Below are 13,092 nucleotides of genomic sequence, written 5' to 3'. Positions count from 1 at the left end.
CGGCCGTCGCGCGTGGCGCGGTCAGCGGTTGAGGATCTGGCGCATGACGCGCTCCAGCGTGGTCACCGGGTCCGGGTCGGCGTCCACAGAGCGCCAGGCCACATATCCGTCCGGGCGGACGAGCACGGCCCCGCCCCCGCTGACGCCGTACCTCTCCAGCCATCGCCCCTCCACGTCGACCAGCTCCTCACCCACCAGCAGCCGCGTGAGCTGCACCCCAAGCCGCTCCTTGATCACGCGGCCGGCGTCCGCCCACGCCTGCCCGCCCCGCTTGTCCGCCATCAGGACGAAGCCCGAGCCGAACAGGTCGATGGTGGAGATCCGCTGCCCCTCCCAGTCGAGCACCACATGGGGGGCGCGGCTGCCGGGGCGGCCGTTCGGCACGCGCGGGTCCTCCAGGATCGAGCCGTCGTCGCCGGGTTCGTCCAGGATCGCCGTGGAGTGGTAGCGATAGCCGATGAGGATGCCCGCCGGGTCCTCCAGGGGCTCGGGGTAGCCGACGCGGTCCGCGGGAGGCATGCGCACGCCGAGGTTGGCGAGCTGTGAGTCGGCCGTCAGTGTGCCGATCGGGCGGCGTTCGGCGTCGTACGTGTCCAGGAAGTCAGGCCCCGCCTGACCCGTGAGCACCAGCCAGAGCCGCCAGGCGATGTCGCAACCGTCCTGGAGCGCCGTGCTGCCGCCCTGCCCGCCCGTGGGCGGCATGGTGTGGGCCGAGTCCCCGGCGAAGAACACCCGCCCGGCGCGGTAGGTGTCGGCCAGCAGGTGCGCCATGGCGAACGTCGTCTTGTCCAAGACCCGCACGTCGAGCTCGGGCCGGTCGACGGCGATGCGCACCAGCTCGACGCAGCGCTCCACGGGGAAGTCGGCGGCGCTCTCGCCCTCCGCCAGGTTGACGGCGAGCACGTGCGCCCCCACGCCGGTGCCGGTGATGATGACGCCGCTGAAGACCTCGTTCTGCAGGTACCAGAGCGTGACCTCGCGCTCGCGCACCAGCCCGGTCAGGTCGGCGTCGAACATGATCCCGCACATCTGGCCAAGCTCGCCCTTGCCCGAGGTCGGCACGCCCAGGAGCCTCCGCAGCGGGCTGTGGTACCCGTCGGCGGCCACGACGTAGTCGGCCCGCACGAGGTGCTCCTCGCCGGCGGCGCGGATTCGTGCCGTCACACCGTCCTCGTCCTGCTCCAGGGCCACCAGCTCGGTGGAGAAGCGCAGGTCGGCACCGAGCTCCTCGGCCCTGCGCCGTAGCACGCGCTCGATCTCGGCCTGGGGCGCGCCGACGATCGCGGTGGGGGTGATGTCGGCGAGGAAGGCCAGCTCCTCCTGCTCGTCACTCATGATCATGTGGGGGTTCGGGTCGGCCAGGTTCTTGCCGATCGCGATGCGCATGTTGTCGCCGATGCCGGCCCAGATCTCGCCGAGGGCCTCCTCGACGCCGGGGACGGGGCGCAGCAGCTCGACCGCCCGCGGGCCGACGCCGAACGCCTTGGGCTGGATCGAGGTGCCAGGGTGCCGCTCGACCAGCATGACGGGGACTTCTCGCCAGGCCAGGAGCAGCGCTGCGCTCAGACCCGCGTACCCACCGCCGACCACCAGGACCGGCACTCGCTCTTGCTCCATTGCTCGCCACCTCCAGGACGCGTACTATCGCGTTCGTCGACGAGCGACACGATATGTCGCGTCCATGAAGACGGTCAAGATATATCGCGAATTACGCGACAGGGCCGCCCGGGCGATCGGTGCTCGGGCGGCCCTTCGGACGGAAGCTACGAGAGGTGGCGTTCCAGGGATTCGAGCTTGGAGGTCATGCCGTCGGTGACACCCGGCCGGACGTCGGCCTTGAGCACCAGGCTGACCCGCGGGGCGACCTCCGCCACCGCTTCCACGGCGCGTTTGACCACGTCCATGACCTCGTCCCACTCACCCTCGACCGTGGTGAACATCGCGTCCGTGCGGTTGGGCAGTCCGCTGGAGCGGACCACCTTGACGGCGCGCGCGACGGGCTCGGCGACACCCTCGCCGACGCCCAGCGGGGTGATGGAGAATGCGACGATCACTTCGTGCCCCCTTGCGGCGACGGGCACGGGCCCTCCGCGCCCACGAAACTCCTCCACGCAGACTGGAGGCTTCGATCTTAGCGAGCGCCCGCGGGTGGGCACTCGGGCCCTGGCATGCGAAAAGCCACGACGCCTCCAACGCCGTGGCCACCGCCGAGCACGCTCACATGATCGTCACACGTGGTCGTGCTCTTCTTCCTCCTCCTCGCTGGGACCCTCGGACGGCTCCACCCCCAGCACGGCCTCGCGCGGCTCGATCTCGGCGATGTGGTCGACCAGCCCGAGCACGTGGTCGGGCTCGATCAGCCACTGCAGCGCCGAGGCACCGGTGTCGTCGGCGTTGACCAGCTCGGCCTGCTCCGTCCGCTCCTCCTCGGTGAGGTCGGCGTCGGGATGCCTGATCTCGGCCAGCGCCGCCGCCTGCAGCGCGTCCATGTCGAGCACCTCGACGGTCAGCTCGACCGTGAGGCGCAGGAACTTCGGTTCATCACTCATGGCGACGATGTTAGGGGAGATCTCGCACGCGCATCGCGCGTGTCGGCTCCTGCGCTCAGCCCAGCAGCAGTTCCTCGCGCCGGTTCCGGAGCCCGTCGCGCAGGCGTTCCAGCTCGCGGCAGCGCTCCCCCAACGTCTCCACCAGCCGCCGCCCCTCGATCAGGCCCTGCGCCCCGTTGAGCACCCCGGGCTCCACCGTCATCCCGAGCGCCTGGAGTTGCCGGACGAACTCGGCCATGACCTGCCGGTCGCCGGGCCGGCCCAGGGCCGCGAGGCCCGCCGCCCTGGCACGTTCCCTGGCGGGCAGCTCCACGTCCAGCTCCGCCAGCAACCGCCCGATCTCCATCAGCTCGGCGCCCCGCGGATCCGCCGACTCGGACAGCCGCCTCTCCTCGCGTAGCAGCAGCTCCTCATAGAGCTCCTGCGCCGGCCCCACCTCGGCCAGCTCCCGCTCCACCGACGCGAGCTCGCGCTCGTACGCGCTCAACCGGGCCTCCTCCACGGCCACGGTCTCCTGATCCCACACCCCGACCACGTCGAGCGCCTGCCGCACCTGCTGGATCCGGTCGGCGACAGCCCTCCGGCGCTCGTCCAGTTCGTTCCGGCGACGCGCCCGCCGGCGCGCCGTTCGCAGATCTTCATCGATCATTTCGAACCGAATCACGTCACTTTGACGTCTCTACGCCCCGGATGGTTCAGGACGACCATTCGTATCGGGACAGGAACGAACGGTCACCGGTGGCGTACTCGTGGAACGCCTGTCGCACGTCCTCCAGCTCCGCCACCATCGTCCGGATGAGGGAGCCTTCCTTGTACTCCAGCTCGTATCCGGGCGACACCTGCAGGAAGTGCCGCCCGAAGTTCACGAGCGTCACGAACGGATTCTGCGGGGACAGCGTGCCCAGCACGTCGCGCACCAGGCCGAGGTCGGGATCGTGCACGATCATCCCGTCGCCGGTGTGCAGCTGCATGCCCTCGTAGACGCCCAGCGGCGCCACGTTGTGGACGAGATCGCGCTGAGGGTCGTAGCAGACCAGCCCGTGCGCCCGGGCGATGGTGAACACCTGCGCGGACGTCTCGTCCATGGTGTCCAGATCCATCGTCACCAGCACGTGCCCCGGATAGCGCGTGACCTCCCCTGGCAGCTCCTTGGCCACCTCGGGCCCGTCCCCCGCCACCGGCTCGGCGCGCTTGACCGCCAGGTAGGTGGCGCGTGCCTGGTCCCTGGTGATCGGCACCGGCTCGTCCCAGACCATCAACTCAACGCTCATCGGTCCATCTTCTCCAACCCGGACCGCGTCCGCGCGTCACTGGGCCCTATGAGCGGGTCGCTACCTGGGTTTTTCCGATTCGGGCACCAGCTCGGAGGTGCAGTGCGCGCAGCGCCGGGCCTCTGCCGGGATGTCGCTGAGGCATTCGGGGCACTGCTTGGTCGCGGCGGCCTTGTCCCGGTCGAACAGGGCGACCAGCCGGGTCATCGGGGCCACGATCAGCCAGTAGACGATCGCGGAGATGAGCATGAAGCTGATCAGGTGGTTGAGGAAGTCGCCGTACTTGAACCGGCTGCCGTTGACGGTGAAGGAGTATTGCGCGAAGTCGGGCTGCCTGCCCCCGGTCACGGCGCCGATCAGTGGGGTGATGAGGTCGGTGACCAGCGCCTGTACGAGCCCGCTGAAGGTGGCGCCGACGATCACCGCCACCGCCAGCTCGACGATGTTGCCACGAAGTAAGAACTGCTTGAAACCGCCCATGGGGTCGGCATATTGCCGGAGGCCGCGGTCTGAAACCCGGTCGCCCCGGTTTGGGCCCGTTGAGAACGTCGAGGCCGGTCAGGCCCCGGGTGCGAGCCGCTCCAGGTCGAAGAGCCCGCGCTTCGTGCCGGCGACGAAGGCTTCCCACTCCTCGAACGTGAACGGCAGGACGGCACCGCTGGCGTCCTGGCTTCCCCGCACCCAGACCTTTCCCTCCAGCACCGCGACTTCGACGCAGTCTCCGTTGTTGCAGCGATGCCAGTCGGCATGGTCAAGGGCAGGCGGGCGATTCATGCATTACCTCCTGTTAGGTCGGCTGTAGAGGTATTGCGCCGTCGCGATTTTACCCCGAACGAAGTAGAATAATTCGTTGCATTTGCGACCAAAGTGTCTCATGGGGCCGATGACACACAAAAGGCGGCCATCCCCATGGAATGACCGCCTCAAGAAGGGATGACCTCGGCCTCAGCCCGTTTCCCTGATCTGCTTGACGAACATCTTCCATTCATCGGTGCTGAATTTGAGAATGGGGCCATCGGGGTCCTTGTTGTCGCGTACGCCTATCGTATCGGAGGAGAGAAGGGCGACCTCAACACAGTCGCCGTTACTACAGCGCGACGCGGCGCGCCATATCGGAAGGGCGTCGAGCTCCGACCGAGTTGACATGGGTCTCTCCTCTTACAGGACGAAGAAACGCCCGGTGACGACGCGACCGGGCGCCTACGGGCACATTTGTACGATTTGCCGGAAAGATGATCTTGCCCAAGTGTTAGGGCACCCCAGCGTGAGAAGAGTAACACTTGCAATTGGCGATTGCCCATTGAACTCGCCGCTTCAGCGTCTGACTGTCATGCGAACGTCGCCGCCATATCGGCTATGCGCTTCCTGGACTCCTGAGAACCCAGGGCCTCCGCGCGGAGATGATCGATGATCTCCCTGAAGAGCCGGAGCACTTTGTCGTCTTCGAGGTAGAAAAGGCCCATTTGGTGTTCGACGAACACTGTGTCCGCAATGTGGGCGTCCGGGTCGAATTCCAGAAGCCTGAACGGGCTGTCGAATCCCATGTGCGCACCTGCCGTGAAGGGGATCACCTGGATGGTGACGTGCGGCAGTTCGGACATCTCAATCAGATGGTTCAACTGCGCGTGCATGGTCTCCCGGCTGCTGACGTGCCGGTAGAGCACCGACTCGTCGAGCAACACCCAGTAGCGCGGCGGGTCGGCGCGGTACAGCACCTCTTCCTTGCGCTTGCCGCGAGCCTTGACCCGCTCCTCCAGGATGTCGGGGGCGATGCGGGGCAGCCACCCGCGGATGACGGCGCGCGCGTAGTCCTCGATCTGGAGCGGGCCGGGCACCGTGGTGATCTCGTATTCGGTGATCGAGATCGCGCCGGCCTCCAGCCCGAGAAAGGGCTGCATGTTCACGTTGTCGTAGGCCTGCCACCACTCCTTCTGCCGGGCGTCCTTGGCCAGCGTCATCAACTCCGTGGCCTTGGGCTCGGGGATGTCGTACAACCTGCACAGATCGCGTACGTCACGCAGGCTCGCGCGTCGCTGGCCGGTCTCGATACGGCTGATCTTGGTCGTGGAGCAGAGCAGGTGTTCGGCGACCTCCGCGATGCTGAGCCCCTGCTCGTGGCGGAGCTCGCGCAGGCGGATGGCCAGCTGGCGCTGCCGGAGGGTGGGGTTCGGGAGGGTCATCGCATCCCTTTCGGCCGCGGTGGGTCGCTTGCCGTGATCGTACCCAGGGGCCCGGATTCCCAACGTTAGGTAATCGTCACCGGCACGTTCCTATGGCAAGTGCCAAATTTTAGGTGGCTTCCCGGTGTAGCCGGGTAAAACCCCGGTAGGTCACAGGAGAGGGTGATGCCCAAGGGAGATCCTGCCGAATCCATTCCCAGAAATGCCGCGTTCATCAATTGTCACAGGCGGCTGTGATCAAGCCGCCTGTGACACGGGCTGGACGATTACTGCCGCGTTGCCAGCCGACGATCATCCGCTCCTGCCAGAGCACAAGGACGATCTCTTATGGATGTTAGCAACATCACCGCGAAACCGGCGCAATACCGCCCGGTTCGCCATTCCCCGCGCCGCTTATGGCGGGTCCTGATCGAATGGCTCGACGCGTGGGCCTTCGCAGATCTGGACGCCCGCGCCAGGGCGCAGGGCTGGCAGATCCGCCGACCGGCGCCGCTGATCCGCGTCTACCGCAGTACCGCCTTCGACCTCTACGTCCGCTGTCCCTCCTGCGGCGGAGAGGGCGCCACGAACCGAGGCCACTGCAGGGGCTGTCTCGGCTCGGGCCGGGTGACGCGGGATCCCTTCGACGGGGCGGCCGACGGCGTCCGTCCAGTACCTCACAGTCCGCACCGGGTGCTGCTCGACGAGCTGTGACGCAGCCGTAGGCCGCGTCGCGGCGACCGAGCGGGGGCCCGCCCAGGGCGCACTGTGAGCGTGAGCCGCCTCCGATGCCGCGCCGTCGGAGGCGGCTCACCCCCCAAAAAGGACCCACCCACCCGCGGGGCAGGTGTCCCGCGGGTGACGTCCCGCAGAGGACCGTCAAGCAAGGGCACTCCCCAGTTGCGGGGAAGCGAGCTTTCCGGCCGCGGTGTTCGGCTGGAGTAATGACGCAGCGAGCGTGGGAAGGAAGAAGGAGGTCAACGGCGCCCGGGCTTGTCCGGCTGAGCGGGGGAACGGAACATGGGGAGAGACCGCAAGGGAGCCTCGATGATCGAGATCTGGCCGGGAGACCCCTATCCGCTCGGGGCGACCTATGACGGCGCCGGCACCAATTTCTCGCTCTACACCGAGGTCGCGGACAAGGTCGAGCTCTGTCTGTTCGACGAGGACGACGTCGAGTCCAGGGTGCCGCTCACCGAGGTGGACGGGTTCATCTGGCACGGCTACCTGCCGGGAATCGGCCCTGGCCAGCGGTACGGCTACCGCGTCCACGGGCCGTACGACCCGGCGCGCGGTCTGCGGTGCAACCCGCACAAGCTGCTGCTCGACCCGTACGCCATGGCCATCGAGGGCGGCGTCACGTGGGACGAGGCGGTGTACGGCTACCGCTTCGGCCACCCCGACACCCGCAACGACGTGGACTCGGCCCCGTACGTGCCGCGCTCCATCGTGATCAACCCGTTCTTCGGCTGGGGCCACGACCGGCCGCCGGCGACGCCGTACCACGACACCGTGATCTACGAGGCCCACGTCCGGGGGCTGACGATCAGCCACCCGAAGATCCCCAAGCGACTGCGCGGCACGTATGCGGCGCTCGGGCACCCGGAGATCCTCGACCACCTCACCAGGCTCGGCGTGACGGCGCTGGAGCTGATGCCGGTGCACCAGTTCGTCACCGACCACATCCTTGAGCAGCGCGGGCTGTCGAACTACTGGGGCTACAACTCGATCGGGTTCTTCGCCCCGCACAACCGCTACTCCAGTCAGGGCCAGCGCGGCGGGCAGGTACTGGAGTTCAAGGCCATGGTGCGGGCGCTGCACGAGGCGGGCATCGAGGTCATCCTGGACGTCGTCTACAACCACACCGCCGAGGGCAACCACCTCGGGCCCACGCTGGGGTTCCGCGGGATCGACAATGTCCACTACTACCGGCTCGTCGACGGCGACAAGCGGTACTACGTGGACACCACGGGCACCGGCAACGCCCTGCGCATGCGCTCGCCGCACGTGCTTCAGATGATCATGGACTCGCTCCGGTACTGGGTCATCGAGATGCACGTCGACGGGTTCCGGTTCGACCTGGCCTCGACGCTGGCGCGGGAGCTGCACGAGGTCGACCGGCTGAGCGCCTTCTTCGACCTGGTACAGCAGGACCCCGTGCTGTCGCAGGTCAAGCTCATCGCCGAGCCCTGGGACGTCGGGCCCGGCGGCTACCAGGTCGGAAATTTCCCGCCGTTGTGGACGGAGTGGAATGGGCGCTACCGCGACACGATCAGGGACCTGTGGCGGGGCCAGGCTGCCACGCTGCCCGAGTTCGGGTCGAGGTTCACCGGGTCGAGCGATCTCTACGAGTCCTCGGGCCGCCGCCCGGCCGCCTCGATCAACTTCGTCACCTGCCACGACGGCTTCACCCTGCAGGACCTGGTCTCGTACAACCACAAGCACAACGAAGCCAACAAAGAGGGCAACCGCGACGGCACCGACGACAACCGGTCGTGGAACTGCGGCGAGGAGGGCCCGGCGGGCATCACCGTCGAGACGCTGCGCGAGCAGCAGAAACGCAACTTCCTCACCACGCTGTTCCTCTCCCAGGGCGTGCCGATGCTCTCCCACGGCGACGAGCTGGGCCGCACGCAGCGGGGCAACAACAACGGCTACTGCCAGGACAACGAGCTGACCTGGGTCGACTGGTCCGACGTGCGGGAGAACTGGCTGCTGCTGGAGTTCACCCAGAGCCTGGCGGAGCTGCGCAAGAAGCACCCGGTGTTCCGGCGCAGGAGGTTCTTCTACGGCAAGCCGGTACGCGGACTCAACGACATCGCCTGGCTCACCCCCTCCGGGGAGGAGATGACCGACAGCGACTGGACCGTCGGATACGCCAAGTCGCTGGCCGTCTTCCTCAACGGCGACGCCATCACCGAGCCGGACCGGCGCGGCCGGCCGATCCGGGACGACTCCTTCCTCGTCCTGTTCAACGCCCACTACGACACCATCAAGTTCACGATCCCCAAGGACTACGGCGAGATGTGGCACACGGAGATCGACACCGCTATGCCGATCATGCTCGACCCGCGGATGTGCCGCGGCGGCGAGGCGATCGCGGTACCCGGACGCAGCGTGCGGGTGCTGCGCCGTGTCTAGGCCCGCTTCCACGTATCGGGTGCAGCTGACCCCGGACTTCGGCTTCGCGCAGGTCGCCGAGATCGCCGGCTACCTGCGCGACCTCGGCGTGAGCCACGTCTACCTGTCGCCGATCCTGCAGTCGACGCCCGCATCCCGGCACGGCTACGACGTCATCGACCACTCCCGGATCAGGGAGGAGTTCGGCGGTGCCACCGGGTTCAGGGAGATGGCCCAGCAGCTGGCCGCCCACGACCTGGGCGTGGTCGTGGACATCGTGCCGAATCACATGAACACGGTGAACGCGCAGTTCTGGTCGGTGCTGAAGGACGGGCCCGGCTCGCCGTACGCGAGCTGGTTCGACATCGACTGGGTGGACGGGAAGGTGGCGCTGCCCGTGCTGGGCGACGACACCGAGCCGGTGGTCGACGGCGACGTGCTGCGCTACCACGAGCACGCCTTCCCCCATCCGGGGCACTACCGGCTGGTCGACTGGTGGGAAGGGCCCGGCTACCGGCGCTTCTTCGACGTGTCCTCGCTGATCGGGCTGCGCGTCGAGGACCCCGCCGTGCTGTTCGCCACGCACGAGGTCATCTTCTGGCTGCTCGACGAGGGCCTGGTGGACGGACTGCGGGTGGACCACCCCGACGGGCTGGCCGATCCGCGCGGCTACCTGGAGCGGCTGCGGGCCCGTACCGGGGAGACCTGGACGGTCGTCGAGAAGATCCTCATCGGCCCCGAACGCCTGCCGGACGACTGGGCCTGCGACGGCACCACCGGCTACGACGTGCTCAACCGGGTCAACGGCCTGTTCGTCGACCCCGCGGGCAAGGAGCCGCTCGTCTCGCTCTTCACCGAGATGACCGGTCAGCCCGCCGAGTACCGGCCGGTGATGGCGCAGGCCAAGCGGGAGGTCCTGGAGCTGTTCTTCGGCGCCGAGGTCGACCGGCTGGCCAGGGCGACCTCGTGCGACCCGGCGGCGATCCGCGAGCTGCTGGCCGCGATGCCGGTCTACCGCGCGTACGTGGTGCCCGGCGAGCCGCCGCCGCCCGAGTCGGTCGAGATCGTCGAGCTGGCCGCCGAGGCCTGCTCCCCCGCCGTTCAGCCGCTCGTGCGCGAGGTCCTGTACGGCTCCCCCGAGTCGATCGTCCGTTTCCAGCAGTCGTGCGGCCCGGTCATGGCCAAGGGCGTGGAGGACACGGCGCTCTACCGGTGGTTCCCGCTGGCCTGCCTCAACGAGGTGGGCGGCGAGCCGGACGCGTTCGGGCTGCCGGTTGAGGATTTCCACGACTTCTGCGCCGAGATGCGGCCGTACACGATGACCACGCTGTCCACGCACGACACCAAGCGGTCGGAGGACGTGCGGGCCCGGCTGTCGGTGCTGTCGGAGATGCCGGACGAGTGGGCCGCGGCGGTGAAGCAATGGTCGTCCGAGGTGAGCTTCGACCCCAAGCTCGACTATCTGGCCTGGCAGAACCTCATGGCCGCGTGGCCGATCTCCGTCGAGCGGTTCACGGACTACCTGCTCAAGGCCGCCCGCGAGGCGAAGACCGCCATTTCCTGGGTCAATCCGGATCCGGCCTATGAGCAGGGTCTCCGGGAGTTCGCCGAAGCCGCCGCCGGGCTGCCGATCGGGGAGTTCACCGAGCGGATCGAGCCCTTCGCGATGTCCAACTCGCTGGGCGCCAAGCTCGTGCAGCTCATGATGCCCGGGGTGCCGGACGTGTACCAGGGCAACGAGACGACCGACTTCTCGCTGGTCGATCCGGACAACCGGCGGCCTCTGACGTACCCGCGCAAACCCCACAACGCATGGGACACGGCCAAGCTGCTGGTCACCACGCAGGCGCTGCGGCTGCGGCGGCGGCTCGGGGGCGCGGCCGCGTACCTGCCCCTGTGGGCGGAAGGGCAGGCGGCGGAGCACGTGATCGCCTTCGCCCGCGGGGACGACGCCCGGCCGCGGGCCGTCGCCGTGGCCACCCGGCTCCCGGTGCGCCTGGCCCGGACGGGCTGGGGCGGCACCACGCTGACATTGCCTCCGGGCACGTGGCGGGACCTGCTCACCCACACGCTCCACAGCGGTCGGATCCCGCTCGCGCACCTGCTCGGTCACTATCCGGCCGCACTCCTGGAGAGACATGATCTTTGAGGTCTGGGCACCGAACGCCACGGCAGTCGAGGTCGACGTCCTGGGCGGGCGCCGGCCGATGTCCCGCGGGGCCGAGGGGTGGTGGTCGGCCGAGGTCGACGGGGCCGAGCACGGCACGACGTACGCCTTCCTGGTCGACGGCGGCGGCCCCTACCCCGACCCGCGCTCGCGGCGGCAGCCGGAGGGGGTCTTCGGGCCCAGCGCCGTGTACGAGCACGCCCGCTTCACCTGGTCCGACCACGACTGGAGGGGCCGCGACCTGCGCGGGGCCGTCATCTACGAGTTGCACATCGGGACGTTCACGACAGAGGGGACGTTCACGGCGGCCATCGAGAAGCTCCAGCACCTCGTCGAGCTCTGCGTCGACTTCGTGGAGATCATGCCGGTCGCCCCCGTGCCCGGGGGGCGGAACTGGGGGTACGACGGAGTCGACCTGTACGCCGTCAACGAGACGTACGGCGGGCCCGACGGGCTCAAGTCCTTCGTGGACGCCTGCCATCGGGCCGGGATCGGCGTGATCCTGGACGTGGTCTACAACCACCTCGGCCCGTCCGGGAACTTCCTGCACCCGTTCGGGCCGTACTTCGCCGGATTCAAGGGGAGCTACTGGGGCGACGCGGTCAACCTGGACGGGCCCGGCTCCGACGAGGTGCGGCGCTACTTCATCGGCAACGCGCTGCAGTGGCTGCGCGACTACCACATCGACGGCCTGCGGCTGGACGCCGTGCACGCGTTGCACGACAGCCGCGCCACGCACCTGCTGGCCGAGCTCGCCGCCGAGGTCGACGCCCTCGCCTGCGCCGTCGGCCGGCCGCTGTCACTGATCGCCGAGTCCGACCTCAACGACCCGCGCATGGTGCGGCCGCTGGAGGCGGGCGGGCTGGGCATGACCGCGCAGTGGAACGACGACGTGCACCACGCGCTGCACTGCGCGGTGAGCGGCGAGAGCCACGGCTACTACGCGGACTTCGCCGGGCTGCCCGCACTGGCGAAGGTGCTCGCGGGCGGTGTGCTGCACGACGGCTCGTACTCGAGTTTCCGTGGCCGCTCGCACGGTCGTTCCTTCGCGGGCGTGCCGGGGCACCGGCTGGTGGCCTGCCTGCAGAACCACGACCAGATCGGCAACCGGCCGGCCGGCGACCGGCTGCCGATCCCGGCGCTCAAGCTCGGCGCCGGGCTGCTGCTGACCTCGCCGTTTACCCCCATGCTCTTCATGGGCGAGGAGTGGGGGGCGCGCACGCCGTTCCTGTTCTTCTCCGATCACGTGGAGCCTCAGCTGCGGGAGAGCGAAGGAGAGCGGCGGGAGCGGGAATTCGTCGGGTTCGGGTACGTGTGGGAGGCGCCGGATCCGTCGGCGGAGGAGACGTTCCTGAGCTCGAAGCTGGACTGGAGCGAGGTGAAGGAGGAGGCGCACTGGTCGCTCCTGTGCTGGTACCGCGACCTGATCGCGCTGCGCAAGGCGCTGCCGGAGCTGTCGGATCCGCGGCTGGAGCGGGTGCGGGTGGAGGTGGATCCGCTCGGGAAGTGGCTGGTCATGTGGCGGGGGACGCTGGCCGTCTCGGTGAACTTCGCGCAGGAGTCGGTGACGGTGCCTGTCGCCCCGGGGACGGTGCTGCTGGCTTCCGACGAGCCCGTTGCGGCGGCTGAGGGCGGGCTGCGGCTGCCCGGGCAGTCAATGGTGATCACCCGCCCGGCGGACGGCTGACGGAGCCGACGCCTGGGACGGGGCGACTTCTCCACCGGCTCCCGTCCGGAACAAGACGGCGCCCGTGCGGCGGGGTTGTCCACAGGGCGGGGCGGTCCTGTGAACGTTGTCCCCAGAATCCGGTTCGACGCCACCCGAC

13 protein-coding genes are annotated in these 13,092 nt (G+C 68.6%); 4 read left to right on the top strand and 9 right to left on the bottom strand.

Annotated features, from left to right (window positions below):
• Positions 1–21 precede the first annotated feature (21 nt).
• The 9 genes from ID574_RS20790 to ID574_RS20750 form a co-directional block, all read right to left on the bottom strand.
• On the bottom strand, positions 22–1,617 hold the full coding sequence (locus ID574_RS20790; protein WP_188190587.1) for an FAD-dependent monooxygenase: 1,596 nt from the start codon (positions 1,615–1,617) through the stop codon (positions 22–24).
• Positions 1,618–1,763: 146 nt separating this feature from the next.
• Complete coding sequence (locus tag ID574_RS20785; RefSeq protein ID WP_188190586.1) at positions 1,764–2,054, bottom strand: MTH1187 family thiamine-binding protein; 291 nt, start codon at positions 2,052–2,054, stop codon at positions 1,764–1,766.
• A gap of 174 nt (positions 2,055–2,228) precedes the next feature.
• Positions 2,229–2,549, bottom strand: coding sequence for a hypothetical protein (locus tag ID574_RS20780; RefSeq protein ID WP_188190585.1), 321 nt, complete (start codon positions 2,547–2,549; stop codon positions 2,229–2,231).
• A 55-nt stretch (positions 2,550–2,604) separates the two neighbouring features.
• Entirely contained in the window at positions 2,605–3,198 is a 594-nt protein-coding gene (locus tag ID574_RS20775) for a hypothetical protein (protein ID WP_188190584.1), read from the bottom strand.
• Between the two features lie 46 nt (positions 3,199–3,244).
• On the bottom strand, positions 3,245–3,820 hold the full coding sequence (locus ID574_RS20770) for a hypothetical protein (protein ID WP_223166909.1): 576 nt from the start codon (positions 3,818–3,820) through the stop codon (positions 3,245–3,247).
• Between the two features lie 60 nt (positions 3,821–3,880).
• On the bottom strand, positions 3,881–4,300 hold the full coding sequence (gene mscL / locus ID574_RS20765; protein ID WP_188190583.1) for a large conductance mechanosensitive channel protein MscL: 420 nt from the start codon (positions 4,298–4,300) through the stop codon (positions 3,881–3,883).
• 78 nt (positions 4,301–4,378) lie between these two features.
• On the bottom strand, positions 4,379–4,594 hold the full coding sequence (locus ID574_RS20760) for a DUF397 domain-containing protein (RefSeq protein ID WP_188190582.1): 216 nt from the start codon (positions 4,592–4,594) through the stop codon (positions 4,379–4,381).
• A gap of 171 nt (positions 4,595–4,765) precedes the next feature.
• Positions 4,766–4,966, bottom strand: a complete 201-nt coding sequence (locus ID574_RS20755; RefSeq protein WP_188190581.1) for a DUF397 domain-containing protein — start codon at positions 4,964–4,966, stop codon at positions 4,766–4,768.
• Positions 4,967–5,148: 182 nt separating this feature from the next.
• Positions 5,149–6,000, bottom strand: a complete 852-nt coding sequence (locus ID574_RS20750) for a helix-turn-helix domain-containing protein (protein ID WP_188190580.1) — start codon at positions 5,998–6,000, stop codon at positions 5,149–5,151.
• 327 nt (positions 6,001–6,327) lie between these two features.
• On the opposite strand from ID574_RS20750, the gene ID574_RS20745 reads away from it, so the two are divergent.
• From ID574_RS20745 to treZ, 4 genes are all read left to right on the top strand, one after another.
• On the top strand, positions 6,328–6,693 hold the full coding sequence (locus ID574_RS20745; protein WP_188190579.1) for a hypothetical protein: 366 nt from the start codon (positions 6,328–6,330) through the stop codon (positions 6,691–6,693).
• 333 nt (positions 6,694–7,026) lie between these two features.
• Positions 7,027–9,120 carry a glycogen debranching protein GlgX gene (gene glgX / locus ID574_RS20740; protein WP_188190578.1) on the top strand — a complete coding sequence of 698 codons (2,094 nt, stop codon included), beginning with the start codon at positions 7,027–7,029 and terminating at the stop codon, positions 9,118–9,120.
• Positions 9,113–11,248, top strand: coding sequence for a malto-oligosyltrehalose synthase (treY, locus tag ID574_RS20735; RefSeq protein ID WP_188190577.1), 2,136 nt, complete (start codon positions 9,113–9,115; stop codon positions 11,246–11,248). Before glgX ends, treY begins: the two co-directional genes overlap by 8 nt.
• Positions 11,238–12,953: a malto-oligosyltrehalose trehalohydrolase gene (gene treZ, locus ID574_RS20730; protein ID WP_188190576.1), complete on the top strand. Its 1,716-nt coding sequence runs from the start codon at positions 11,238–11,240 to the stop codon at positions 12,951–12,953. Before treY ends, treZ begins: the two co-directional genes overlap by 11 nt.
• Positions 12,954–13,092 lie beyond the last annotated feature (139 nt).

It is taken from the genome of Nonomuraea sp. SYSU D8015 (assembly GCF_008065375.1).
GTDB lineage: Bacteria > Actinomycetota > Actinomycetes > Streptosporangiales > Streptosporangiaceae > Nonomuraea.
The sequence above is the reverse complement of the archived record's forward strand: the minus strand, read 5'-3'. Positions and strand labels throughout refer to the sequence as shown.

Excerpts from the sequence above, each read along its gene's own strand:
- ID574_RS20745 (WP_188190579.1), top strand. The coding sequence starts at position 6,328 with ATGGATGTTAGCAACATCACCGCGAAACCGGCGCAATACCGCCCGGTT.
- glgX (WP_188190578.1), top strand. The coding sequence starts at position 7,027 with ATGATCGAGATCTGGCCGGGAGACCCCTATCCGCTCGGGGCGACCTAT.
- ID574_RS20770 (WP_223166909.1), bottom strand. The coding sequence starts at position 3,820 with ATGAGCGTTGAGTTGATGGTCTGGGACGAGCCGGTGCCGATCACCAGG.
- ID574_RS20780 (WP_188190585.1), bottom strand. The coding sequence starts at position 2,549 with ATGAGTGATGAACCGAAGTTCCTGCGCCTCACGGTCGAGCTGACCGTC.
- ID574_RS20755 (WP_188190581.1), bottom strand. The coding sequence starts at position 4,966 with ATGTCAACTCGGTCGGAGCTCGACGCCCTTCCGATATGGCGCGCCGCG.
- treZ (WP_188190576.1), top strand. The coding sequence starts at position 11,238 with ATGATCTTTGAGGTCTGGGCACCGAACGCCACGGCAGTCGAGGTCGAC.
- ID574_RS20775 (WP_188190584.1), bottom strand. The coding sequence starts at position 3,198 with ATGATCGATGAAGATCTGCGAACGGCGCGCCGGCGGGCGCGTCGCCGG.
- ID574_RS20760 (WP_188190582.1), bottom strand. The coding sequence starts at position 4,594 with ATGAATCGCCCGCCTGCCCTTGACCATGCCGACTGGCATCGCTGCAAC.
- mscL (WP_188190583.1), bottom strand. The coding sequence starts at position 4,300 with ATGGGCGGTTTCAAGCAGTTCTTACTTCGTGGCAACATCGTCGAGCTG.
- ID574_RS20790 (WP_188190587.1), bottom strand. The coding sequence starts at position 1,617 with ATGGAGCAAGAGCGAGTGCCGGTCCTGGTGGTCGGCGGTGGGTACGCG.
- ID574_RS20750 (WP_188190580.1), bottom strand. The coding sequence starts at position 6,000 with ATGACCCTCCCGAACCCCACCCTCCGGCAGCGCCAGCTGGCCATCCGC.